The 24,257-nt window shown below is 60.7% G+C and carries 15 protein-coding genes and 11 pseudogenes; 12 read left to right on the plus strand and 14 right to left on the minus strand.

Annotated features, from left to right (window positions below):
* Positions 1 to 119 precede the first annotated feature (119 nt).
* Both CGZ66_RS30030 and CGZ66_RS30035 read right to left on the minus strand, forming a co-directional pair.
* Positions 120 to 1,026 (minus strand): annotated as a pseudogene (locus CGZ66_RS30030) (IS91 family transposase); the annotation flags it as partial.
* A gap of 277 nt (positions 1,027 to 1,303) precedes the next feature.
* Positions 1,304 to 2,467 (minus strand): IS110 family RNA-guided transposase, encoded by a 1,164-nt coding sequence (locus tag CGZ66_RS30035; protein WP_095090393.1) that lies wholly within the window; start codon positions 2,465 to 2,467, stop codon positions 1,304 to 1,306.
* A 102-nt stretch (positions 2,468 to 2,569) separates the two neighbouring features.
* On the opposite strand from CGZ66_RS30035, the pseudogene CGZ66_RS30040 reads away from it, so the two are divergent.
* A pseudogene (locus tag CGZ66_RS30040) lies at positions 2,570 to 2,895 on the plus strand (IS630 family transposase); the annotation flags it as partial.
* 117 nt (positions 2,896 to 3,012) lie between these two features.
* Here CGZ66_RS30040 and CGZ66_RS41850 read toward each other — a convergent pair.
* Positions 3,013 to 3,619, minus strand: a pseudogene (locus CGZ66_RS41850) (IS110 family RNA-guided transposase); the annotation flags it as partial.
* 110 nt (positions 3,620 to 3,729) lie between these two features.
* On the opposite strand from CGZ66_RS41850, the pseudogene CGZ66_RS41075 reads away from it, so the two are divergent.
* Positions 3,730 to 3,993 (plus strand): annotated as a pseudogene (locus CGZ66_RS41075) (IS481 family transposase); the annotation flags it as partial.
* A 469-nt stretch (positions 3,994 to 4,462) separates the two neighbouring features.
* The gene (locus tag CGZ66_RS30055) at positions 4,463 to 5,353 is read left to right on the plus strand and encodes a TauD/TfdA dioxygenase family protein (RefSeq protein ID WP_095090395.1); all 891 of its coding nucleotides are present in this window, start codon (positions 4,463 to 4,465) and stop codon (positions 5,351 to 5,353) included.
* A gap of 270 nt (positions 5,354 to 5,623) precedes the next feature.
* Here CGZ66_RS30055 and CGZ66_RS41080 read toward each other — a convergent pair.
* Positions 5,624 to 5,824 (minus strand): annotated as a pseudogene (locus CGZ66_RS41080) (IS110 family RNA-guided transposase); the annotation flags it as partial.
* 47 nt (positions 5,825 to 5,871) lie between these two features.
* Between CGZ66_RS41080 and CGZ66_RS30065 the strand changes: the two are divergent.
* The 3 genes and pseudogenes from CGZ66_RS30065 to CGZ66_RS30075 all read left to right on the plus strand — a co-directional run bounded on the left by CGZ66_RS30065 (position 5,872) and on the right by CGZ66_RS30075 (position 8,973).
* The gene (locus tag CGZ66_RS30065) at positions 5,872 to 6,378 is read left to right on the plus strand and encodes a UPF0149 family protein (protein WP_245331299.1); all 507 of its coding nucleotides are present in this window, start codon (positions 5,872 to 5,874) and stop codon (positions 6,376 to 6,378) included.
* 87 nt (positions 6,379 to 6,465) lie between these two features.
* Positions 6,466 to 6,953 (plus strand): annotated as a pseudogene (locus CGZ66_RS30070) (transposase); the annotation flags it as partial.
* Positions 6,954 to 7,665: 712 nt separating this feature from the next.
* A complete protein-coding gene (locus tag CGZ66_RS30075; RefSeq protein ID WP_095090396.1) occupies positions 7,666 to 8,973 on the plus strand; it encodes an IS1380 family transposase in 1,308 nt (435 codons plus the stop codon).
* Between the two features lie 187 nt (positions 8,974 to 9,160).
* Here CGZ66_RS30075 and CGZ66_RS30080 read toward each other — a convergent pair whose 3' ends face one another.
* The gene (locus tag CGZ66_RS30080; protein ID WP_167392301.1) at positions 9,161 to 9,655 is read right to left on the minus strand and encodes a serine hydrolase; all 495 of its coding nucleotides are present in this window, start codon (positions 9,653 to 9,655) and stop codon (positions 9,161 to 9,163) included.
* A 118-nt stretch (positions 9,656 to 9,773) separates the two neighbouring features.
* Between CGZ66_RS30080 and CGZ66_RS30085 the strand changes: the two are divergent.
* A pseudogene (locus CGZ66_RS30085) lies at positions 9,774 to 10,841 on the plus strand (IS630 family transposase).
* Positions 10,842 to 11,105: 264 nt separating this feature from the next.
* On the opposite strand, the gene CGZ66_RS30090 reads toward CGZ66_RS30085, so the two are convergent.
* The gene (locus CGZ66_RS30090) at positions 11,106 to 12,545 is read right to left on the minus strand and encodes an amidase (RefSeq protein WP_095090539.1); all 1,440 of its coding nucleotides are present in this window, start codon (positions 12,543 to 12,545) and stop codon (positions 11,106 to 11,108) included.
* A 469-nt stretch (positions 12,546 to 13,014) separates the two neighbouring features.
* A complete protein-coding gene (locus CGZ66_RS30095; protein WP_095090398.1) occupies positions 13,015 to 13,854 on the minus strand; it encodes a transporter substrate-binding domain-containing protein in 840 nt (279 codons plus the stop codon).
* A 226-nt stretch (positions 13,855 to 14,080) separates the two neighbouring features.
* Between CGZ66_RS30095 and CGZ66_RS30100 the strand changes: the two are divergent.
* Positions 14,081 to 14,279, plus strand: a pseudogene (locus CGZ66_RS30100) (IS6 family transposase); the annotation flags it as partial.
* A gap of 208 nt (positions 14,280 to 14,487) precedes the next feature.
* Here the strand turns inward: CGZ66_RS30100 and tnpC are convergent.
* Both tnpC and tnpB (CGZ66_RS30110) read right to left on the minus strand, forming a co-directional pair.
* Positions 14,488 to 16,180 (minus strand): annotated as a pseudogene (gene tnpC / locus CGZ66_RS30105) (IS66 family transposase).
* Between the two features lie 44 nt (positions 16,181 to 16,224).
* Entirely contained in the window at positions 16,225 to 16,398 is a 174-nt protein-coding gene (gene tnpB, locus CGZ66_RS30110) for an IS66 family insertion sequence element accessory protein TnpB (protein WP_095090400.1), read from the minus strand.
* Between the two features lie 23 nt (positions 16,399 to 16,421).
* Between tnpB (CGZ66_RS30110) and CGZ66_RS41855 the strand changes: the two genes are divergently transcribed.
* The 3 genes from CGZ66_RS41855 (at position 16,422) to CGZ66_RS30125 (ending at position 19,755) form a co-directional block, all read left to right on the plus strand.
* Positions 16,422 to 16,751 carry a DUF5372 family protein gene (locus tag CGZ66_RS41855; protein ID WP_167392284.1) on the plus strand — a complete coding sequence of 110 codons (330 nt, stop codon included), beginning with the start codon at positions 16,422 to 16,424 and terminating at the stop codon, positions 16,749 to 16,751.
* A 159-nt stretch (positions 16,752 to 16,910) separates the two neighbouring features.
* Complete coding sequence (locus tag CGZ66_RS30115) at positions 16,911 to 17,333, plus strand: helix-turn-helix domain-containing protein (RefSeq protein WP_245331263.1); 423 nt, start codon at positions 16,911 to 16,913, stop codon at positions 17,331 to 17,333.
* A gap of 304 nt (positions 17,334 to 17,637) precedes the next feature.
* Positions 17,638 to 19,755 carry a recombinase family protein gene (locus tag CGZ66_RS30125; RefSeq protein ID WP_095090385.1) on the plus strand — a complete coding sequence of 706 codons (2,118 nt, stop codon included), beginning with the start codon at positions 17,638 to 17,640 and terminating at the stop codon, positions 19,753 to 19,755.
* Positions 19,756 to 19,761: 6 nt separating this feature from the next.
* Here CGZ66_RS30125 and tnpB (CGZ66_RS41860) read toward each other — a convergent pair whose 3' ends face one another.
* The 5 genes and pseudogenes from tnpB (CGZ66_RS41860) to CGZ66_RS30155 form a co-directional block, all read right to left on the minus strand.
* Positions 19,762 to 19,968, minus strand: a complete 207-nt coding sequence (tnpB, locus tag CGZ66_RS41860) for an IS66 family insertion sequence element accessory protein TnpB (RefSeq protein ID WP_095090401.1) — start codon at positions 19,966 to 19,968, stop codon at positions 19,762 to 19,764.
* Positions 19,965 to 20,468 (minus strand): IS66-like element accessory protein TnpA, encoded by a 504-nt coding sequence (gene tnpA / locus CGZ66_RS30135; RefSeq protein WP_245331300.1) that lies wholly within the window; start codon positions 20,466 to 20,468, stop codon positions 19,965 to 19,967. The genes tnpB (CGZ66_RS41860) and tnpA overlap by 4 nt, the downstream gene beginning before the upstream one ends.
* Before the next feature lie 57 nt (positions 20,469 to 20,525).
* Positions 20,526 to 20,735, minus strand: a pseudogene (locus CGZ66_RS30140) (transposase); the annotation flags it as partial.
* A gap of 832 nt (positions 20,736 to 21,567) precedes the next feature.
* A complete protein-coding gene (locus CGZ66_RS30150; protein ID WP_095090403.1) occupies positions 21,568 to 22,749 on the minus strand; it encodes an IS91 family transposase in 1,182 nt (393 codons plus the stop codon).
* Positions 22,750 to 22,757: 8 nt separating this feature from the next.
* Positions 22,758 to 23,627 carry a tyrosine-type recombinase/integrase gene (locus tag CGZ66_RS30155; protein ID WP_095090404.1) on the minus strand — a complete coding sequence of 290 codons (870 nt, stop codon included), beginning with the start codon at positions 23,625 to 23,627 and terminating at the stop codon, positions 22,758 to 22,760.
* A gap of 232 nt (positions 23,628 to 23,859) precedes the next feature.
* Between CGZ66_RS30155 and CGZ66_RS30160 the strand changes: the two are divergent.
* Positions 23,860 to 24,113 (plus strand): annotated as a pseudogene (locus CGZ66_RS30160) (transposase); the annotation flags it as partial.
* Positions 24,114 to 24,257 lie beyond the last annotated feature (144 nt).

The following is a 24,257-nucleotide window of genomic DNA, read 5'->3' on the forward strand; positions in this document are numbered from 1 at the left end:
GCGGCGCTCCCCATCGCCGACTTGGACGCTCGCGACCTTGTGCGGCAGATCAAAGGTCGACGTGCCGGCGCGCATGGCGACGGATGTCGAACCGGGTGATTTGGACGTGCTCGGCATGATCATGAGGTGTCTCTCCAGAAGGGGCTCGGCGGCGCTTGTCCGCACCGCCAGATGGCGAGCGTGACCATTGGCCCTCCGCAGCATGGGCAGCGATGCGTTGCCGCAAGGCGCTCGGCGGCGACAGCGGCGCTTTCGGCCTCCGGTTCGAGATCGTCCTGCCGCGGGCTGGCCAGCAGCCTGCGGCACAGGTCGAGCCTGGCGGCGCGATGGCCGTTGGCGAGGAAGCCGTAGTGGCGGATGCGATGGAAGCCGTCCGGCAGCGTATGCAGAAGGAAGCGGCGGATGAACTCGTCGTGCGCGTGGAGCGTCATGACCTTCGTCTTGCCGCGGTGACGATAATCCCTCCAGTGGAACGCGACCTGATCGTCGGTCATGCTGATCAGCCGAGAATTGGCGATGGCGACGGGTGTAGCGGCCGAGATAGGCCAACACCTGCTCTGGCCCGCCGAACGGCGGCTTGGCGTAGACCACCCAGTCGAGGCGGCGCACCCTGGCCAACAAGCGGGTGAAAGCGGCTGGCTCGGCCAAGCCGGCGAGATCGCCGAAGAACTTGAGGATGCCCGCGTCGAAGGCCGCCCGCAACTCCTGCAGAAAGAGGCGGCGGAACAGACGCGACAGCACGCGCACGGGCAGAAAGAAGCCGGTCCGGCAGGCGACCCAGTGCGTTCCATCGAGAGAGATGCCGCCGCCCGGCACGATGCAATGGAGGTGGGGATGATAGTGCAGGTTCTGACCCCAGCTATGCAGCACCGCGATGAGGCCGATCTCGGCGCCGAGGTGTTTGGGATCGGCAGCGATCGTGCGCAGCGTCTCGGCCGCCGCCTTGAACAGGATCGTGTAGGCCGCCGCCTTGTTCTGGAAGGCGATGGCGGCGAGCTCCGCCGGCAGCGTGAAGACGACATGGAAGTCTGCTTCATGGTCCGGATCCAGTATGGATCCAACCGAATACAAGGTCGCGGCGCATGTGTTGCGCGCGAGGCGGGTTCCCCTCGGATCATCTCAACTATGCGGCCCTACAAGTCATTCGCTTCGGCGGCAAGGCTCCGAGGCGGCGGGCCCATTCTCCAGACGGCCATCGGAGCCAGGTTTCTGTTCGGGTCACCACCACCTCGGATCATCGACGGCCTGTCAGCAAAATCCGACCGGACGCCGAGTTGCTTGTTCGGTTTTCTCGCAGTCCTGTTCACGCTGGCTGCCGAAGCATGACCCCATCCGGTATCTCACCCACCGTGCTCAGACGCCACAAGGCTATGAGCAACTTGCGGGCGAGCGCTACGATCATCTTCGTTTTGCGTGCGGCGGTCGGACCTTCCGTTCGCGCCCGGTACCATTGGGCCAGAGCGCTATCCTTCTGAAACCGCAGAAAGCGCCAAGCAAGCTGGATCAGGCCGCGACGGACGCGGGCGTTACCTGCCTTCGCCAGTCCCTTCTGGCGCCGCTTAGAGCCACTTTCGTCGGGCGCGCCGGTCAGGCCGGCATAGCGCGCCACAGCCCGCCGGTCGCGAAGATTGCGGGAGAGCACCTCCTGAGCCAGCATGTCTGCTGTCTCGATGCCGATGCCGATAATGCTGGCGATGAGACGCACCATCGCGTGCGGCCCCGCCGCCGGCTCCTGTTCGAGACGCGCAAGGCGGGCCTTCTCGATCGCTTTGATTTGCTCGCAGACCATGGCGAGCCGGGCCATGTCGCGCCGGAGCTCATCGATCGTATTGGGTAGCAGTGGCAGACCGTCCGGTGTCCGCAGCCCGTCAAGGCGCTGTACTGCCTTTCGCAATTTGGGATTGAAGCTGCGGATCCCGAGCCACGCCAGGATCGCCTTCATGCGGTTGATGATCCGTGTGCGCTCGCTGACCAGACTTTCCCGCTCACGGCTTGGACGCCTGGCATCCTCTTCCTCGAGCGTCGGAACTGCGACCATCCCGCAATGCCCACGCTCGCCGCGTAGCCAGCCCAGGAAGACGCGCATCAGCATCGCCGTGTCCAACCGATCGGTCTTCGCCCGACGATGCTCGCGCGACACCGCGACGCTAGTCGAATGGACGACGTGCACCTCGATGCCGCGCCTCTCCAGCCACCGCGCCAGCCAGAACCCATCGCGCCCGGCCTCGAAGGCCAGCGCAATCCGTTCGATTGCATTGCCCACCTTGACCGCCTCGTCACGCCACCGCTCCACCAGCCGCAGCAAAGCAATAGGATCAGGCTCCAACTTTTTCAGAGGCAAGCGTTCAATGCCGGGAACCTGTCCCGCCGCCAACCAACTCGATTCACTCATTTCAACAACGACGATTACGCTGCTATTTTGATCAAACGGGACGAGCGAACGGCTCAGATCGTCAACCTGGGTCATGGGACACCTCTATCGCTTCTATCAAACGACGATGGTGCCATGCCGTCGCCGCTCACTCCATAGCTTCTCCAGATTCAACATCCACCTCGATGGAGGTGGACGATGGGAACAGCATTGAGCGGGGATCTTCGGTCGCGGGTCTTGAAGGCTTAGGACGAGGGCATGTCGGCGTGCGGCGCGGTTCGGCGCGGGAGTGTCCAGCGCGATCCGCTGGATTGCGCGGGCGAAGATCGGCGAACTGGCGCCACGCCTGCAGGGCCGCCGCCGCGCCTCCAGCCTCGATGCGCATGAAGCCTTCATCGTCGGGCTGATCGAGGAGCGCAAAAACATCACGCTGAACGAGATGTGGAGCGGCTCGTCGCCGAGCAGTCGGTGCGGATCAGCCGCAGCGCCTTGAGCGCCTGGATTCGGGCCACGGCTGGACATTCAAAAACGTATGGCCCGCCCGTCGGCAAGGGGTTTATTTCTGATGGCGGTTGGTCTGCATCAACGTTTACGGCGTGTCGGCTGATTGCGGTCGCCAAGATAACGCGCCTAATCCGGCTTCGGGCCAGCGACGGCAAGGCCGCCCTTACCCCATGGATTAGCAGCGTGCGTAGGTATTTGTTGCCCCACTTGGAGATGCCGAGCAGTCTGGGTTTGCCGCCGGTGGTATGTTGCCGGACACGAGCCCCAGCCATGCGCCGAGATCACGGGTTCTTGCGAAGGACGTGCCTTCCCCTACAGCGGCGACGAGAGCGGTGGCATTGAGAACACCGATACCGGGGATCGACGTCAGCGGCTGCATCGTTGCGGGCCAGTTCGACGAATTCCCAATCCAAAGCCTCGATACGGCGGTCGAGATCAAGCCATTCCTCCCGCATCTCCCCAAGCAGGCGGCGGATGCGGCCGGCCATGAAGTCCGGATCGACGAGCAATGCCTCCTTGCTTAAGCTTGCGGCGTCCCTGTGCGATAGTCGTGCCGCGCTCCAGCAGAATGGCGTGCAACTGGTTGGTCAGCGTCGTGCGCGTGCCCACCAGCCTCGAACGAGCCCGATGCAGCGACTGGATGTCCAGCTGCTCCGCCGTAGTCAGCTCGACAACTCGCATCGTCGGACGTCTCGCGGCTTCGGCGATGGCTTCAGCGTCCCGATCATCGTTCTTCTGCGCCTTCCTAATCACGAGGTCCCCGTAATGCGGAGGAGCGCGCGTACCGCGGCCCAAGCAGCTGTGACGGCGTGGTTTTCAAAGCGACATAGCGATCGAAAGCTTCCATCCAGGAATTGTGCGAACGCTACGTCATAAACCCCAAGACGGTGACGAAGTGACGAAGTGGAAGAAGCGCGAATTCGTCATCGACACGCCGATGGATCCGAAGGATGTGCGCTTGGCAGTGGCTCTCAAAGGAAGAGGAAGCACTGGTCGTCGCCTTCCGCAGGCATACCTGCTGCTGCTTCGATGATTGCCTCTACGCGCTCCAGGCCACGATCCCACGTCTCACCCGTTCCAGTCCGCATCGGCTGTTTCAGCGCCATGACATCAGTCGAGACGTCGCGCTGATCTCGCCCGCGTGAGATCAACCCACTAGGAGTGGTAGGGTGCGGTGCAAATGGAGACACCGTAATACTACCCACCAACGACCAGGAGACAACAGTCTGCCAAGCCATAACGATCGAGTTAGATCCCGCGAGAGCCCGTGGCCGTGATGCCAGATCAAAGGATAAAGAACACAGAATTTGGAAGTGCCTGCAAAGCACCGGTTGGCGCGCTTCTTCGGAAAACAATTAGTCCGGATGATCAATTCCCGCGGCAGTCGGAGACTTGTCGTGCAACATCGGAAGAGTGTCACTGATCCAGAACTTTGAACCGCTTTTCGGAGCCAAGAGTAACATTCTGTAAGACCAGAGCTTCCGACACTGGATATAAGAATTGTACGTTGGACTATATATGTTACAACGCCACTAATGCGTTGTTTCAACAGTTGAATAGCTTGCATCGAAAAAGGAGAATTTTACTATGAGTGAAATGGACTTGATCGATAATTTCATTCCACGTAGCGATGTCGTTAAATGCACAGCGCGCATCGGGGCTGAAATCAGGAACATCAAGCTGTGGGCCGATTTGCCGGACCAGGCTATCGCTGCGATAAACGGCCTGGTGCTTAAGCACAAGGTCATCTTCTTCCGCGACCAGGGTCATCTCGACGACGCCGAGCAGGAGCGCTTTGCTCTTCGTTTCGGGAAGCCTTCGCCATATCCGGAGGGAACGATGCCGATTTTCGAGATTGATTCACGCAGAGATATCGGAGCCGACATTTGGCATGTCGATTGGTCCTGCATGGATGCCTATCCCAAGATTTCGGTGCTGCGAGGCGTAGTGATCCCACAAGCCGGCGGTGACACGGTGTGGTCAAACACGGCGACCGCATATCGCGATTTGCCGCTGCCGCTGCAACGGCTTGCGGACGACCTCTGGGCTGTTCACAGCTGGCCCGGAGCTCATTATAGGCGTTATGCCGAGGCCATTACCGGAACGAGGATCGAGACCGAGCATCCCGTGGTACGCGTCCACCCCGAGACGGGTGAGCGCACACTGGTGCTAGGCTCTTATGTAGAAGGATTTGTTGGCGTCTCGAAATATGACAGCCTGAGGCTATTCGATCTATTTGAGTCTCATATTACCGCGCAGGAAAACACCGTGCGTTGGAAGTGGAAGCAGGGTGATGTCGCTGTCTGGGACAACCGAGCCACGATGCATTGTGCGACCAAGGATTTCGGCGACCAGCGCCGCGTCGTTCGTCGCGCGACCATCGAGGGCGAGGTGCCCGTCAGTGTCGACGGCCGGTGCAGCGTTGCGCGTTTCAAGTTCGTCGGGCGAAATGAGAAACTGACCACTAACGAAGCTTAGATGTTTAGCAGGCTTCTCTATTCGGCGAGTTGAGGTCAAGCACATTCGAGCTCTTCCACATTTGCTGGCATCAACGTCTTCGCGGGGCCTCGCTTCTCTTCGGGATCGACACCTCGGCCCTCTCAGGATGGGATTAGAAGAATGAGTGGAACAATCTGTTGGGCGTCCTGATCGCGGTGATGCAATCGGCACAAGCCTGTCCCGCGAAGGACGTCTTCCACCAGTTGGTGGAACTCTTCGTCTCCTTGATGGTCTACGTAACGTGGGCCATTAGGCGGCCACTGGCGAGTTGCTCTCCCTAGTCCAACGGAACTGCGTGCCGTCGCTCCACATCCGGTGCATGATCACCGCCAGGCGGCGGGCCAGGGCGACAATGGCCTTCTGCAAGCCACGCCGTTTGGCGACATTCATCGCCCAGGCTTTCAACCAGGACCATTTCTTCACCCGCGTCAGCAGGGTCTGGGCAGCTTCGAGGCCTGGATGGCCGCCAAGACCGCCCCCGCCCGTTGGTGCGGACCATGTCGGCGCTGGATGGCTTCGTAACGGCGGCGGTAACCGGACCGCGGTTCGCGGACCCGCAAGACTGGATGTGCCCGCTCATGGGGTTGCCGCGCGACGTCCTGGCCAAAGGCTCTGCAACCGATCGCGCCGTGTTCGCCAGCCTCGCCAGGATCCACAACCGGATCAACGAGACGCTCTTCGACAGACCGCAGGATTATGCGCCCCGGTTCGCCACCAAGCCCAGCGGCGGCATCGACCCCCGGCCGTGGTGCCAGGGCTTCCACACGGCCATGAATCTCAACATCAAACGCTGGAAACGGCTACTCGACCTCGACAACCCCAACCACGGCCTGCTGCTGCCGATCCTGATCTACTGCGTCGACAAAAAGGGCAGGCCCGTTCTCGGCAAGCCCAGGCCGGGGCCCGAGACCGCGCAGTTCATCGAGCACGAGGCCTACAAAGACATCGCCCTCGTCATCCCTGCCCTCCGCGAACTCCACTACGTCACCCACTACCATCAGTGATCGGCGCCGGCGCGTCGGCCAACGAGCGACCTACCATAGACGAGCCACAAGACGATTTTGGGCAGGTGCCTTGGTGCATCGCTTACGGTCCGCCGCTTCAAGGAGTTTTTTGACGGCGCCGCCAGTTGGAGCCGCGTAGAGCGCATCATCGCCCGCGTCGAGGTCGGCGCCCAAGGTGCCGATACCCGCTTCATCGTCACCAACCTTGCAAGTGGCAAGGCCAAGGCGCTCTACGAGGATGTCTACTGCCGGCGCGGCGCTGCCGAGAACCACATCAAGTCGTGGAAGACGCATCTCGCCGCCGACCGCACCTCCTGCACAAGAGCGACGGCCAACCAGTTCCGGCTATTCCTGCATGCCGGCGCCTACTGGTTGATGTGGGGCTTGCGCGCCGCGATGCCGAAACGCTCGAGCTTGCCGTCGCCCAATTCGACACGCTGCGATTGCGCCTCATCAAGATCGCCGCCCGCGTGGTCGAGATGAAAACCCAGATCCGCCTGCACCTGCCGACGTCCTGCCCCGACCAGCGCATCCTGCGCATCGTCCTCAGTCGCATCCCGCAACTCGCGACATAAACGATGGGACGCAGACGTCCCGAAACAAACCCGCCGACCTCAACCCGCAAACCCCCGCCTTCCATCACGACGGATCATCGCCGGCGCCCGACGAGGCTTGTCAAAATGCACTCCGAGGGCGGCCAGATCGCCGATGCAGGCCGCCGAAAGCCGATCGCCGTGCATCAAGCGGGCTAACAAGATGGCCCGGACAATTTGGACCATGCTGACAAAGCAGGAGGATTACCGGGTTCCGGCAGCAGCCACAGTAGCTTGATCAACAGGCTGCGCAAGGCTGACGCCGGTAACGGGGAGACAAAAAGGCGACGTCCCGAATGGGCAAAATGATCGAACAGATCTGGATCAGGAAAACCAGTGCAGTCTCTTGAGCATCTGAGCTCGTTTGAAAGATTTGGACCTGATCCGCAGATCACCATACCGGCCAGCGGCTTCTGAAAGCGCCGCATTTAAAGGCCTGACAGAAGACCGCACTCGATCACCACCCATAGGATCAGAAACTTCTTGCATCACAGGCGGCAACCACAGAAGAAATTACCGGTCTCACAGTGGGGTTTCGCTTAAGAAGAGTGGATCGATGTTCTGGCCACTAGCCCGTCTTATGCACGACGACCCGTCTGAGGGGCTGGCGGATGTAGCTTAAGCGATTGATGTGGCGTAGGATTTTGGTGCTGAAGCCATTCCTGTCGCCCACATCTTGCGAGCCACACCCGCCATGACCGACGATACGTTGCTGCCGTTCTCGTTTCCAGCCGTTGGACGCAAGAAGATCACAGCTGCGTTTGACGGCGGACGCATCACCTCGGATGGCGGCGTGATGCTGCTGGCCGCGGCCGAGCGGCGGCTGCACCTGGCTGACAGGCTTGCCGCTGCGATCCAGGATCCGCGCGATCCAGCGCGCGTGACGCACGCCATGGCTGACATCCTGCGCGCCCGCATCTTCGCCATCGCCTGCGGTTATGAGGACGCCAAGCTCGCCTGTGGTCAGCTGCCCGACAGTGGGAATGACCTGTGCTCGCAGCCGACGTGTTCGCGGCTGGAGAACCTGCCGGACCTGCGCACTGTCATCCGGCTGGGCCGGGTACTGGTGGATCTGTGGCTGTCGAGCTATGTCGCGCCGCCCAAAAGCGTGACGCTCGACATCGATGACACGCTCGATGCCGTTCACGGCCATCAGCAGCTGTCGCTCTTCAATGCTCATTACGACGAGCGCTGCTTCTTGCCGATCCACATTTACGACGCCGCGACAGGGCGGCCGGTCGCCATGATCCTGCGTCCGGGAAAGACGCCGACGGGCAAAGAGATCCGCGGTCATCTGCGCCGGCTTGTCCGGATGATCCGCGCCCGCTGGCCGAGAACCCGCATTCTGATCCGCGGTGACAGCCACTATGGGCGGGCGCAGGTCATGGCCTGGTGCGAGGATAATGCGGTCGACTACGTCTTCGGTCTGCCCGGCAACAAGGTTCTCCAGCGTCTCGTCGATGAAGTCGCCGATGATATCCGTACCCGCCGAGCGCTCGAGCACAAGCCGGCGCTGCGCGGCTACACCGAGACCCGATACAAAGCGAAATCCTGGAAGATGCATCGCCGCGCCTGCGCCCGCATCGAGGCGACCAAGCTCGGCCTCGACATCCGCTTCGTCGTCACCAACCTCGCCAACGGCTCGGCCCAGCACATCTACGACGTGGTCTATTGCCCCCGCGGCCAGGCCGAGAATCTGATCAAGATGCACAAGAGCCAGCTTGCCTCGGACCGCACCTCCTGCCGCTCACCAATTGCCAATCAGGTGCGCCTCGTCCTGCACACTGCCGCATACTGGCTGATGCTCACGCTGCGTGACGCGGTGCCCAAAACCCACCAGCTCAGCAAAGCCGAGTTCGCCACTTTGCGGCTCAGGCTCCTTAAGCTCGGCGCCCGCGTCACCGAAACCGTCTCGCGCATCCGCCTGGCCTTCGCCGCAGCCTGTCCCGAAGACAGCTTGTTCCGCGCGATCGCCATCACGCTGCAGCCGGCAGCACCATGAGCGCCGGGGCATATCGAATGCCCCCGCCGAACCCCACATCTCTACCCTCCAGCGCGTTCAACAAGTCCAGCCCAAGCCGCGGTGAAAAAGACGCCTCAACCATCCGCGCCGGCTCGCTGGCGGCAAACGCGCAATCGCGCTCATGAATAAGACGGGCTAGCTTTCACGGCCTGCTCCGATGCGCTATCTAAGTTCCAATAACGGTAGATCCGGGACCGGTTGAGTCAGCCGTTGCGACTTCGGCCATCATGTTGATTAGAGGGGGATAAAGATCCGCTCTGTCACCGCTCTCGTTTTCGAACACGGCCATAAAGACCACCGCGATGCCGGTGTCGGGGTTAGTGAGCAGGTATTGCCCACCATAACCACCGTGGCCGATCCAGGTGCCGTTCGTCGTCGTCTGGCGGCTATAGTACATCCCCTCGCGCGGCTTTGGCCAACGAGGTCCGGGATCGCGGCGTGTCTCTTCGATGAAGGCGGCATCAGCGACACGGCGTCCGTCAACGCCTACACCCCTGCGCGCGAATAGTAGGCCGAAGCGCGCGAGATCACGGGCGGACAGGGAGGCACCGCCCCCAAGTACAGGTACACCCTCGCGCTCGCAGGTGATATGGAAGGAGCCCTCAAAGCCCGCCCCCTCTACGATCTCGATAAGCCAGCTGCGAAGCGACCGGTTACTCACTCGCTCGACGATCCAGCCGAGCAGTTCGGTGTTATACTAAAGGATCTGACGGCTGACTCTCTTGGGATACCGGAGTGAGCGGAACCGTGATTCCATTGGGGCGAGGAGGATTCGCGCCATGGGATCAGCGATCAAGATGCGGACGGACTATTCGGCAGCCGAGTTGCGGCGGCTGGCCAAGAGTTCGAAGGATAGCAAGCAGAGCCGTCGGCTGCTGTCGTTGGCAGCGGTTCTCGACGGGATGAGCCGTGAGGATGCGGCCCGGGTCGGCGGCATGGACCGGCAGACCCTGCGGGATTGGGTTCACCGTTTCAACGACGCTGGTCCAGACGGCCTCGAGGACGCCTGGAACGGCGGGCCGGAGCCGCGCCTGTCGGTGTCGCAGAAGGCCGAACTGGCACGGATCGTCGAGACCGGGCCGGACCGGGCCGTCGACGGCGTCGTGCGCTGGCGGCGCATTGATCTCCAGAGGCTCATCAAGGAACGCTTCGGCGTCGACTATCACGAGCGCTACGTCGGAACGGTTTTGAAGCAGCTCGGCTTCTCCCATATCAGCGCCCGGCCACTTCATCCGGGCCAGGACGGCGAGATCGTCGAGGCGTATAAAAAACTTCCCGCGCACGCTGAGCGCCCATCTGGCCGACCTGCCCAAAGGTAAGCCGGTCGAGATCTGGTTCCAGGACGAAGCCCGCATCGGCCAGAAGAATGGCATCGTGCGGCAATGGGCCAGGCGCGGCACGCGGCCCCGTCAGCCGGCCGACCAGCGCTACAAGAGCGCCTATCTGTTCGGCGCCATCTGCCCGGCGCGTGGCATAGCAGCCGGGCTGGCGCTGCCCTTCGCCGACACGGAGGCCATGCAACTTCATCTCGACGAGATCAGCCGCCATGTTGCCAGGCGCGCTCATGCCGTTCTGCTGCTCGACCGCGCCGGCTGGCCACCACCGCCAAACTGAAAGTGCCCAAGAACATCACGCTAATCTTCCTGCCGCCCCGCGCGCCGGAGCTGAACCCCGTCGAGAACGTCTGGCAGTATCTGCGCCAGAACTGGCTCTCAAATCGCGTCTTCGAAGGCTACGACGCCATCATCGACGCCGCGTGCGGGGCCTGGCGCGAGCTCATCGAACGACCAAACACCATCACATCAATCGGAATGCGCGAATGGGCTCACGTCGGTCAATCAAATTGACCGTTGGTATTAGCCGTCTTGTAGATCACATGGCCGGTCCGATTGACGAGATCGTCGCCGGTGATGCCGCACAGGAGCGAGCGGATCGTCACCCCCGTCGCTTCATCCAGTCAGCCGGCAGATCCTTTAGTATAAGGTGCCGGCACGCAGAACGACATTTCTCTCATCCGGTGGTCAATTACAGGAGGCAACCGAAGATTAAATTGCAACCTTGGTTGCCTCATTTCCACGGCCACGGCTGGCAGCTTACATCTGCCCTGACTGTTAGTTGCTGCCGGCACGAACTGTCGGTTGCCGCTGTTTCCACGGTCTGGCTTCCTCCAGATCGCGTGCCAAACGCACAAGCGTGGCCTCGTCGCCGAAGCGGCCGACGACTTGAATGCCAATGGGTAGGCCGCTAGAGCTTTGCGATAAAGGCAAGGATACCGCAGGTTGCCCAGTGACATTGAATAAACCAGTAAATTGACAGATCGCAGTGTCCGCTTCGGTGATTCCCTCGGCAGAAAGCGTCGGGTTAGTGGCACAATAGATACCGCCATGCGGCAGGGCCACCGTTGGCAAAGTTGGGGTCAGCAGAATGTCGAAGGCATTTATCGCCTCGCCTACACGGAACCGTAGTTTCCTAAGGGCCTCTTGTAGTTCTTCCCCCGATTGAGAAAGCGGCAAGTCTCGGCCAAATTCATAGCGCTTGAGGTTGGCTGGTTCCAAGGTGTCGGCGCTAATGGTGCGACCCATTGCACGCGCCGCTACTTCAAGTGAAGTCGCGGAAATCTTGCGCTGGGCAAAAGTTATTCTGCTGTACTCGACGGGCTCATATGGCGGGTCGATCTCCGCTATCGAGTGGCCCATTTCCTGGAGAAGCATCGCAGTCGTTTCGACCGCATGTAGCACTTCGGGATCGAGGTCGACCGCGCCCCAGCGGGTTCTAGCGACCCCAACCCGCAGACGACCGGTAGGCTGTGAGAGCTCTTCCACATAGGAGCGCTTCGGCTGGACGATGATGAATGGATCGCCCGGATGAGGCCCTGAAAACACGTCCAGCGCGGCGGCCATATCGCGTACAGTCCGACAGAGAACGAACGCGCGGCTGCGACCAAACGATGCGTCCTGATTGTCTGGGCCGCCGGAGATGCGTCCGCGGGACGGAACCAATCCGACAAGACCACACCAGGACGCCGGGATGCGAATTGACCCCCCGCCGTCGCCACCGGATGCAACTGGAGTAATCCCGGCGGACACTGCCGCCGCGGATCCTCCTGAGGAGCCGCCCGCTGTGCGTTCCAGATTCCATGGATTGCCGGTTATGCCATTGAGAACGGATTCGCTCATTACGGCGCTTCCAAGCTCCGATGTTGTCGTTCTTCCCAGAGTCCGAAGCCCCGCCTCCCGCGCGCGACGAAAAAAATAGCTGTCGGTATTGGAACGATGGCCTTTGAACAGACGGCTACCTTTTTCCTGAAGGCGGCCAGCTTCGGTCTCCCCCACATCCTTGCGAAGGAACGGCACACCGTGGAAGGGTCCACCGTCCGCGCCTGCAACGGTTTCGGCATCTTCGTAGAACTCAATTACAGCGTTGACACGCGGATTGACCTCGTCGTGGGCTTGGCGGGCCAATCGGGTCAGTTCCTGTGGAGTCACTTCACCGGCACCGACAAGGGAGGCCAGACCAGTCGCATCGTACCCTACGTATTCACTTACCTTCATTGGAGCTACCTTCATCGTTTGCTTAGTGGCGGCGGATAGATCCACGTGATAACAGCAAAGTTAAATTGCCAGTTGTATTGAAGCCCATTTGCGCAGCCATCCGAATTAACTATTAGCACCAACATTGATTGATTTTAGCTGAGATGGGGAATTGCAATACTTCAAAATCCTGCGCGTTAGCTTCGTTACCTCTGATGCGGTTGGCTATTCACTTCCAAATCAGATCTGACGACGGTCGCAAGCGTCAGCCGTCAAAAGGACGGTAAAGTCGTAAATCGGATCGGTAGCCCTGTATTGCGGGGGAACAAGACACGGGCTATCGGGCGGAAGACCTTCATCAAGTTCAAGAATTCCAAGGACCGCTACCTGTTCTAACGAAGCTCTGCCAAGTCTACAGCTGATATCGTGACGGTCAGTCTACACGAGTGATCGCAGCCCGGACCAGCCGGGCCACGGCTCTTCCGGATAGTTATTTTTCTGAAGTGAAATCAATCCCGTCATACCACTTCATTGATATTTTGGAGAGAGTGCCGTCATCTCTCATACTCTTGATGGCGTCCGCGACCGTTTCAGTAAATTCCTTGTCATTCTTTTCTATTGCAATTGCTGCAGGGGCCGCGAATAGTGGGCCGCCGATCTGCTTAAATGGGTAGCCAGACGCGAGCATTTTGGGAAAGCTTTCTTGTGACATGACGACCGCATCCAGGCGAACGCCGTCGCCCAAGCGAAGATCCTGATTCAACACATCGGCGACGGGATAGCTCTTCACCTCGCCAGGTGTGAACTGGTATTCGACCGGCTTAGCGCCTAGCCATTCCGCTGCGAGCGCGTGTTTGGCATATTCTTCGTCCACCGTACCTGCCCCGGCGCCGACCACCTTGCCATTGAGATCAGAGAGCTTCTTCGCTTTGCTGTCCTTGTGAACGACGGCAATCGATCGCGAATAGAAATACGTCACGAAGTCAAATTTTTCGGCTCTGGCCTTGGTTGGAGTCATCTGACCCATAGCAAGATCCCATCGCCCCTGCCATTTGCCAGCAACAATGACGTCCCAGCCCGGCGTTACGAAGCTGACTTCTACGCCGAGGTGTTTCGCAACGCCCTTGACTACGTCAATATCGAAACCATCAAGTTCGTGCTGGTCGTTTAAGAAAGCCATTGTTCCCCAATCCGTACCGACCGCCACAGTGAGCGTCTTTGTGGAGAGCACGCGATCAAGTGTCTCGCCGGCGTTGGCCATGCTAGACGATGCTATAGACATAACAACAATGGAGGCCGCAACTGCCGCCTTCGTGAAGAGCTTGTTCATATGAGATTCCCCTATCTTGTTTCACCTCGACCTTAAGTGCGGCATACACCCACAGTCGAGACCCGAATTGGAACCAGGTCGACCTTAATTTGAGCCTCGCCAAATCCCAGACGAAGTGTATCGCAACGCTGTCCACGATGCAACAAATGTTTTAGTATGCGCGCGAAAATCCACGTGTTTCACCCTGTGTTAGCCTGTGCCGAGAGCGATAGGCGCGTCACCGCCGAATCATTGCGCGTTGCGAAAGCGGGAGCGCATGATGCATGGGGTTCCGATCACCGGGATCGCTGCAACGTTTCGTCTCGATCTTCTCTGCCCTCAGAAATCTCTTCGTCCCACCTCGCATCAAACGCTCGGCAGCCATTCACCTCCACCGCATCCAGGCCATGGCGGCGTGGAAGACCGTGACCGGAACGCTCGCCTGAATTCTGCAGCAGCGGCCTTAATCCGATCTATCTCAGATAACGTGACAAGCCCGATCCAGGTCTATTCCTCTGATTCAGACCGAATATTTGCTGATTGCAAAGGGAATTGAGTCTGAAATCGCGCCTTCTTGATGGTATGCGTACGCTGAGGGCCGCGGAATGAAGCGTCGCGTGGGACAGTAGTGGCCGTTATGGTGGTGCGATCAGTTCAGGCTGCGGCGGTCTGCTGACCGACCGGTTTCTCGGCGTCGCGCAGTTTTTTCATTCCCAGGGCAGCAGTTCGTGCAGGCGGGAACTTGGCAGATCGGAGATGCGTGCGAGGACGTCGGCGAGCCAGGCTTTTGGGTCGACATCGTTCAGGCGGCAGGTGGTGATGGATGTCAGCATGACGGCAGCCCGGTCGGCGCCGCGCCGGCTCCCGGCAAATGTCCACGCCCGCCTTCCCAGGGCCACACCTCTCAATGCCCTTTCTGCAGCATTGTTGGTCAGGCAGATTCTGCCTTCATCGATGAAGCGGGCAAAGTCGTCCCAGCGCGAGAGCATGTAGTTGATCGGCTTGAGGACATCGGAAGAGCGCGAGAAGGTATCGCGCTCGCGGAGCAACCACTCGTGCATGTCATCGAAGAGTGGCTTACTCTTTTCCTGCCGCACGGCACGCCGCTCAGGGGCTGTCTTGCCGTTGATGTCGCGCTCGATGTCGAAGAGCGCGTCGATGCGCTTGACCGCCTCCAGCGCCGTCGGGGAGATCGGTTTGCCATTCCTCCTGCCCTCGCGGGCATTTTTCTCGACGTCGGCCAGTTCGAAGAATCCCCTGCGCGCATGCGCAAAACAGAATGCGGGCGTGATCGGCAGCTCTTTCCGCTTCGGATCGAAGAGCGGATTGAAGCCGCTATAACAGTCGACCTGCAGAATGCCCCCGAAGCGGGCCAGATGTTTTTGTGGGTGCTCACCTCGTCGGTCGCTCGAAGCGTAATAGACCGCCGCCGGCGGCGCGGCGCCACCGAACGGCTGATCGTGGCGCACATACGTCCAGATACGGCCCGTCTTGCATTTGCTCTTTGCCAGGACACGGATGGTCGTGTCGTCACCATGAAGGCGCTCGGCCGCGAACACATGAGCCTCGATCAGCTTGAAGACCGGCATGAGGGCAAAGGTTCCATGACCAACCTGATCGGCCAGCGTCGAGATCGGCATGTCGATCCCCTCGCACTTGAAGCGCGTGCTCTGCCGGTTGAGCGGGATGTGCATGCCGAACTTGTCGAAGAGGATGGTCGCCAGCAACTGCGGGCCGATGAAGCCGCGCGGCGTGACATGGAATGGCGCCGGCGGCTGGGTGATCGCCTCGCAATCCCGGCACGTAAACTTCTCCCGGACCGTTTCGATGACCTTGAAGCGGCGCGGGATCTCCTCCAGCGTCTTGTTGACGTCCTCGCCCAGCTTGGACAGCCGGGATCCGCCGCAGCAGGCGCAGGCAGTCGGAGGATCGATGACGACGCGCTCGTGTTCGATGTCATCCGGCCATGGCTTGCGCACCGGTCGCTTGCGGATGAACGGGCGGACCTTCTGCGTCCTCGCCACCGCGGCCTGCGCGGCAAGCTCATCCTCGGTCGCCGAGGTGACAAGGTCTTCGAGCTCCAATTCCAACTGCTCGATCAGCCGCGCCGTACGCTCGGAGCGCTTCCCGTACAGTTCGCGTTTCAGCTTTTCGATGCGCAGCTCAAGATGCGCGATCAGCGCCTCGTTGTCGGACAGCATAGCCTGTGCGTCGGCGGCTTCGGCCTGCCAGTTGGCAGCATCCGCGACGGCCACTCGCGTTCAGCCAGCAGCGCCTCACGCTCGGCTAGCAGCGCCACGTAGGCGCTGGCAAGATCCGAGGGAAGATCAACCGGCTTCGAAGTCATGCGCCGATTGAATCACATTTCATTATATTTTCAATTCAAAAATGCTACCCAACCCGAGTTGGACGCCACGTTTCCTGAGGATTTCGCCAGTCTATCCCAGACAGGAGATAACTCAGCTGTGCAGGAGATACTGTCACAACTCCGCCCTCAACTGTCGGCCAGATGAAGCGGCCGCGCTCGAGCCTTTTGTAACTCACTTGGAAATGCAGGCGGTTCATCGTCCCCGTCGCAGTTTGTGACAGTGACTCACCCCTTTCATCCGTATTCCGGGCAGCGAGGTGCCTGCGTTGGGAAGCGCGGTAACCGAGGGGGCAAGCTATTGCTGCTGCGCTTTGACGATGGCCGGATTTGCACTGTTCCGCCGCAATGGACCGATGCAGCAGGCCCCAGCCTTGAGGTTATCGCGGGAAACGGGCGCGCACTGTGCAGCCTCACCGACCTACTGGAACTCAGCGGTCTCGTAGAGCGCCTCATATCGCAAGGGAGATGCGCAACGCCGCAAGATTGTAAGGGAAATTTTGCCGATGTTGCAAGGAAAATAACGCCGCAAAACCCATGGGAACTTCGCTGAATGTGCCGTATTAGCAGAGATTATACTCGATTTGTTGACAGATATCCGCTTGACGGTTTAGCCATACGCGACATATTTATAATTACGTCAATTGAGTCGGCATCGGGGGCGGCGCAGGTGTCGGACAGCGTCAAACACAGGCAATCGAAAGGCAGCGCTTTGGCCGAGGATGGCACGCTCAATCCAGCCCCGGAAAAAATCGGCGATCAGAAGTTCCGGGAGGACGGCTTCTTCGATCCGCGCGACATCGTGCAGGTGAAGTACGAGATGCTGCGGCGCGTATCGGTCGACAAAATGTCGGTAACGGAGGTGTCCGACGAATATGGCGTCTCCCGGCCGACCTTCTACCAGGCCAAAGCCGACTTCGAGGACGCGGGTCTGGCCGGCCTAGTACCGAGGAAGCGCGGCCCGCACGGCCCGCACAAGATCCAGAGCGAAGTGCTGGCCTTCCTCAGGGCCCAGGTGGTTCCGGGCGAGCCCATTCGGGCACGCGAACTGACGAACCGGCTCCGGACAGAGTTCGGACTCGATGTCCACCCCAGAACAATCGAGCGTGCGCTCGGCGAAAAAAAAACGGTGTAACCATCAGTGGCGGTGCGCAATTGCATTGCGCGATGCAGTCCCGCGCCACGGAGCGATACGAAATACTGCGCGCCGCCGCGCTTGGCGCCGCGCTCCCTCTGGAGGCACGCAGCGGTCTTACCATCCTTCTGCATCGCGGCATGTGGGCCTGGGTTAGCGCGATCTTGCGTATGCCGGGCTGGTCCCCACCCGCGGCTTTGCCGCCAGTCGCCAGGCTGCCGATCGCAGACGAAACGTCCGAGCGACGCACAATCATCCACTTGCTCGCCACCATCGTGATGGCGGCCCCTGAACGGAGAACAGCATGAACGAAAAGCTCAAGGTCCAATCGCATCATCTCGAGCGTGGCGCCTACCTCTACATCCGACAGTCATCGATGCGACAGGTCATGGAGAACGTCGAAAGCACCAAGCGTCAATACGATCTTCGTGGTCGCGCGATCGGGCTTGGATGGCGCGACGACCAGATCACCGTCATCGACAGCGACCAGGGCGAATCCGGCGCTTCAGCGGCGTGGCGCGAAGGCTTCCAGCACTTGGTGTCCGATGTCGGCATGGGGCGCGCGGGGATCGTCATGGGGCTGGAAGTATCCCGCCTCGCCAGAAACAATGCGGACTGGCATCGGCTGCTGGAGATCTGCGCTTTGGCCGACACACTCATCCTCGACGAAGATGGCGTGTACGACCCGGCCAACTTCAATGACCGGCTTCTGCTGGGCCTCAAGGGCACGATGAGCGAGGCCGAGTTGCACGTTATCAAAGCCCGGTTGCGTGGTGGCATTCTCAACAAAGCACGCCGCGGTGAATATCGTTGCCCCCTTCCGACCGGCTTCATCTATAATGAGGTTGGCGATGTGGTCCTCGATCCAGACGCTCAGATCCGGGAGATGATCACCCACTTCTTCGAGACGTTCTCGCGGGTCGGGTCGGCTACGCAGACCGTCAAGGCGTTTGCCAGCGAAGGTCTGCTCTTCCCATCCCGGTTCCGCAACAGCAAGCGGGTGGTCTTCCAACCCCTGACCACATCGACAGCCTTACGCACGCTGCACAATCCTCGCTTCGCGGGCGTCTATGCCTATGGCCAGCGTCTTTACCGCAGGACCGTCGACGGAAAGAAACAGGTCCGTAAACGTGAGCCCAATGAATGGCTCGCATGCATCCCGGACGCCCATCCCGGCTATATCAGTTGGGAGCAGTTCCAGCACAACCTGAAGGCGCTCGAGGCCAATGGCCAAGGCTACCAGACCGCGCGGGTCTCGCCACCGCGCGAAGGCGCGGCTTTGTTGCAGGGGCGCGTCATATGCGGGCGGTGTGGCTGCCACATGAGGGCCCGTTACGTCACCCGGCGCGGTCAGGTGGACACTTGGTACGTCTGCAGCCGCGCCTACGTCTCTCGGGGTGAGCCTCACTGCCAGTCGATCGCAGGCTGGCCCGTCGACGCGGCGATCGGTGAACTGATCGCCGCGGAAATGACGCCCGCCGCCGTGGAATTAGCTCTGGAGATCCGAAAAGAGATCGAAGCGCGCTATGACGAAGCGGACAAACTCCGGCTCCGCGCCGTCGAACGCGCCCAAATCGATGCCGATCTTGCACAGCGGCGGTTTATGCTGGTCGATCCGAACAACCGCCTGGTTGCCGACACCCTTGAACGCGAATGGAACGACAAACTGCGCATGCTGGCTGATCTACGAGAAGAAAGAGCGCGCGCTCTACGCGAAGACCGAGCGACACTCGACGATGCAATCCGTGATCGATTGATCGCCATGACGGCCGACTTCAAAACGGTCTGGTGCGACCCCACCTTGCCGAACCGAGAACGCAAGCGACTCCTTGCCTATCTTGTCGAAGACGTCACATTGCTCAAGTTCCAGGCCGAGGGAGAGACCCGGATCCACATCCGCTTCAGAGGCGGAAGGACCGAAACATTGACCACTCAGAACCCGAAATCCTCCGCACAGCAGGTAAGGACCCGGCCCGAGGTGGTCGAATTGGTCGACAAGCTTCTCGACGATCATATCTGCGCTGAAATCGCTGACATCCTGAATGCAAGGGGAATCCGTCCCGGCGGCTCAGCGCGGCGCGGCAAGGCTGACGCCCAGTTCACCGACTTGCGCGTCATCTATCTTGTCAAGCAATATGGTCTGCGCTCGCGCTACGACCGGCTGCGCGAGCGGGGAATGCTGACAAAAGCAGAAGCCTGCGCAAAACTCGGGATCACCGAATGTACCCTGGTCAGATGGGCGAAATACGACATCGTGAAAAGACATGCCTACAACGGCTATATCGGCCTCTATGAGCTGCCAGGACCGCACGTCCCAGCCAAGCAGTGCAGCCGATGGAACCAGCTCGCCCATCGGGCAGAAGCCATCCGCCGACTCAACTCCTCAAAATGCTCCGATCTCAAGGAAAGGGCTGTAGTATGAAGCCAGTTAGTTTGTGAACAGGCATGATCCTTCGCCATCATGCCAGATGACCTTCAGCAAATTTCCACGCTTCCCCCTGAAGCAAAACATGTTGCCCCCAAGGGGATTATGTTTGAGGACCTCCTGTACCCGTAGCGCCAGCGAGGGAAAGCCACATCTCATGTCGGTGTAGCCTGTGGCAAGCCACACACGCACGCCTTGTGTCGGGATCATCGCAGCATTTCCAGGCCCTGCAAGATCCGCAGCAGGACACTTACGTCGACAGTGCGGTCAATGATCACACGCCGGCCGTTGACCCCGACGATTTCCATCCGGCCACCGGCAGACACCGCTTGGCTGGTCGTAGCTGGTACTTCAGAATGCGATCGCGCAGGAGCCGGCTCTTCCGGCTCTACGTCGTGCAGGCTGGGACCGACAACACCCATGTCAATGAACGCGACCGGTGGGGTCTCAGGCAGCGGTTTGGACTGGCCCAATCGCCCTTGCTGGCCTTGCTTTATCCAGATGAACAAGTGGTTCGCGTTCATGTCGTGACGCCGCGCCACAACCGACACCGGATCACCGGACTCCTGCACCTCAAGCACGATCGCCAGCTTCTGCTCAACCGTCCAGGAGCGGCGCGTCCGCTGTTGGCCCGCACCCGGCGGCAGCGGCAGAGCCGCGGACGTGCTCGCTTCCACCGTCGATGGCTGTTCCATAGCCAGATACTTCATTCGCCAAGCGTCCACTTAATCTAAGCGGACACTATCGCCACTAAGGCTTGTTGAGATTCATCGTGAGTTTATGACGGCAGCAGCAAGATTGATGAAGGCTGCGAAGCTCTGGTCGGTTTTGTCAGCTCGCATGGCGATACGCTTGAATTCCTTGAGTTTGCAGAAGAAATTCTCGATCAGGTGGCGCCATTTGTAGAGTTCCTTGTCGAGCGGCAGAGGAAAAGTCCGACGTGAGTGCTGTGAAATAACGATCTTGGCGCCGCGCTGACCGCCGCACGCAAAACGAAGATGATCGTAGCGCTCGCCCGCAAGTTGCTCATAGCCTTGTGGCGTCTGAGCACGGTGGGTGAGATACCGGATGGGGTCATGCTTCGGCAGCCAGCGTGAACAGGACTGCGAGAAAACCGAACAAGCAACTCGGCGTCCGGTCGGATTTTGCTGACAGGCCGTCGATGATCCGAGGTGGTGGTGACCCGAACAGAAACCTGGCTCCGATGGCCGTCTGGAGAATGGGCCCGCCGCCTCGGAGCCTTGCCGCCGAAGCGAATGACTGCTTCATGGTCCGGATCCAGTATGGATCCAACCGAATACAAGGTCGCGGCGCATGTGTTGCGCGCGAGGCGGGTTCCCCTCGGATCATCTCAACTATGCGGCCCTACAACAGGCCGCCTCAATCAACGGGTTGAAACGGAAGAAATAACGAAATGGGCAGTCGCGATGGCTTGACAAACAAATCCCCATACAAGGGTTCTGTGTAGTCGCGGGCGCGATTGGGCGGGCACGCACGGGTCGCGACTACATTGAAGCCGGATTGAGCGAACCCGCTGACGCGGCCACGCGCTATGGTATTAGTATCGCGAAGCCTGCTCTAGGTGTGCGGCTTGGTGTGATGCAACGCTGCCATGTCGGTGAAGACGAGGCCGAGACGCCGACGTTGACCGAGGCGATCGACGCGCCCGTTGGCATCTTTGGGCGTGCTTCGGGGTAATGCTTGTGCTCTTCGGGCTGGTCGGGAAGATGACGATATGGGGGGTCATTGCGTCCGTCGACGCTGATGCCGCGACGCTGCCACGATCGATGCTGGGGCGACATCCTGTCGTCATGAGGTATCCGGCTGCGGTCGTGATGGCCCAGTGCGCCATCGCGGCAGCGTGGCGGTGATGCGCAGAATGCCGCCACAGCAGGGACAGACGGTTGGGTCAAAGCGCGGGAGCGGCCTGGTGGTCTCGCCGGCTGCGGCGGTCGCAGCGAGCTTCATCGCCACCAGGAGTTGCCGGATGATGGTGAGTCGGGTCCGGCGGCATCCATTGGCGAGGAAGCCATAGTGGCGGATGCGGTGGAAGCCGTCGGGCAGGCAGTGCAGCAGGAAGCGACGGATGAACTCGTGCGGATCGAGCGACATCAGCCTGGGCGCGTTGCCGTGACGATAATCGCGCCAGCGGAAGGTTACGCTGGTCTCGTCGGCGCTGACCAGGCGACTGTTGGCGATGGCGACCCGGTGGGTATAGCGGCCGAGATAGGCGAGGACCTGCTCGGGCGAGCCGAACGGCGGCTTGGCATAGACGATCCAGTTCTTGCGACGAAGCTGCCGGATCGCGGCCGTGAAGGCATGGGCCTGACCGAGCCCGTCGAGCGTGCCGGAGAAGCGCAGTCGCCCAGCCGCATAGGCCGCCTGGAGCCGCTCGAGGAACAGCCGCCGGAATAGGCGGGAGAGGACATGGATGGGCAGGAAGAAGCGTGGCCGGCAGCTGAGCCAGCGCCCATCGGAAGAGAGAGCGCCGCCGGGGACGAGGCAATGGATGTGCGGATGATGGGTGAGCGCCTGGCCCCATGTGTGAAGAATGGCCAGGAACCCGATCTCCCCGCCGAGGTGCCGCGGATCGGCGGCGATGGTCTTGAGCGTTGCGGCGACGGCCTCGAACAGGATGGCATAGACGACTGCCTTATTGTGAAAGGCGATCTCGGCGACTTCGGCCGGCACCGTGAACACGACGTGGAAGTAAGACACCGGCAGCAGATCGGCCTGACGGTCGGCGAGCCACCGTTCGCGCGTCGCGCTCTGACACTTGGGACAATGCCGGTTGCGGCAGGAGTTATAGCAGACGCGGGCATGTGCGCAGTCCTCACAGGCCTCGACATGGCCGCCAAGCGCCGCAGTCCGGCAGAGCTCGATCGCGGACATGACGCGGTGCTCGACGCGGCCGAGATGGCCGTCATGGGCAAGACGATAGGCATGATCATGGCGACGGAAGATATCCGCCACCTCCAGCTCGGAGCGCATCGCCGGGCTCAGGCGGGCGGCACCACCTCCAGCGTCAGGCGGTCGAGCGGGCTCTGCGTCCTGGCGATCGTGCTTGTTGCCACATGGGTGTAGCGCGCCGTCGTCGAGAGGTTGTTGTGCCCCAGCAGCACCTGGATAATCCGGATATCCGTACCGCTCTCAAGCAGGTGAGTCGCAAAACTGTGGCGCAGAGTATGCACGCTCACCCGCTTGACCAAACCTGCCGCCTTGGTCGCGGAGCGGCAGGCCGCATGAAGGACCTGCACGTCGATCGGCTTGTCGCCTCGTCCGGGGAACAGCCAGTCCTGCGGGCGTGCCAGTCGCCAGTAGGTCCGCAAGATCCCGAGCAGCTGCGGCGACAGCATGACCGTGCGATCCTTGGCGCCCTTGCCGTGGCGGACCTGGATCACCATCCGGTCGCTGTCGATGTCCGCCACCTTGAGGCTCACCGCCTCCGAGGCGCGCAACCCCGCGGCATAGGCGGTGGTCAGTGCAGTGCGCGCCTTCAACGATGGCACTGCTTCCAGAAAGCGCACCACCTCGTCGGCGCTCAGGATCGCCGGCAACTTGCGCGGCGTGCGCGCATAGACGATGCGCTCCGGGATCTCCGCCCGGTCCAGCGTCACGCCGTAGAAGAAACGCAACGCACAGACCGTCTGGTTCAGCGCCGGCCAGGAAATGCCCTGCGACACCAGATAAACCTGGAACGCACGGACGTCCTCCAGCCCCAACCGATCCGGCGACCGGCCGAAATAACGGCTGAACTTCGCCACCGCATGCAGATAGGATCGTTGCGTCGCGGGCGACAGGTTGCGCAAGCTCATGTCGTCGATCATACGACGGCGCAGCGGGCTTACCGCTGCCGTGGCTTCAGCCATGGGATGGTCTCCTGGTCAGGGGTTGGTCTCAGCAACCAAACCTTCCCATCAGGAGGCCATTCCAGCCAATGCACACGCCAATCCCGCGTCAGCGGGTTCGTTCAATCCTGAATCTCAACAAGCCTTAGGTACGCGTCAGTACGCGGCCTTTAGCGTATGCGTACTCTTGATTGGCCTGCTGCCGGTTTCGTGGACACCGAGATAAGGTGTTTAACGGAACTGGAGAGTTGGAATGCAAAGAAGGAAGTTCAGCCGCGAGTTCAAGCTTGAGGCGGTGAGATTGATCAAGGATCGGGGCGTTGCGGTGGCCCAGGCTGCCCGCGACCTCGATCTCCACGAGAATGTGCTGCGCAAATGGGTGCGCGAGCTGTCGACCGATCCGCAGCATGCGTTTCCCGGTCATGGGCAGATGAAGCCGGAGCAGCAGGAGATTGACCGGCGCGCAAGGAAGTGGCGAAGCTGAAGGCGGAGCGCGACATCCTAAAAAACTGTCACGGGCCATGGCCCGCCTGTGCGCGGTAGAAACAGCCCATGCTATTCTCGGACCTCGGAGGGTAGCGGCCGTCAGCTTATTGGAGGCACAGTCCCCGTTAAAAAACGTGGTCCATGGGTGCATGCGAACTTGAGATT

The organism is Mesorhizobium sophorae, from assembly GCF_002270415.1.
GTDB lineage: Bacteria > Pseudomonadota > Alphaproteobacteria > Rhizobiales > Rhizobiaceae > Mesorhizobium > Mesorhizobium sophorae.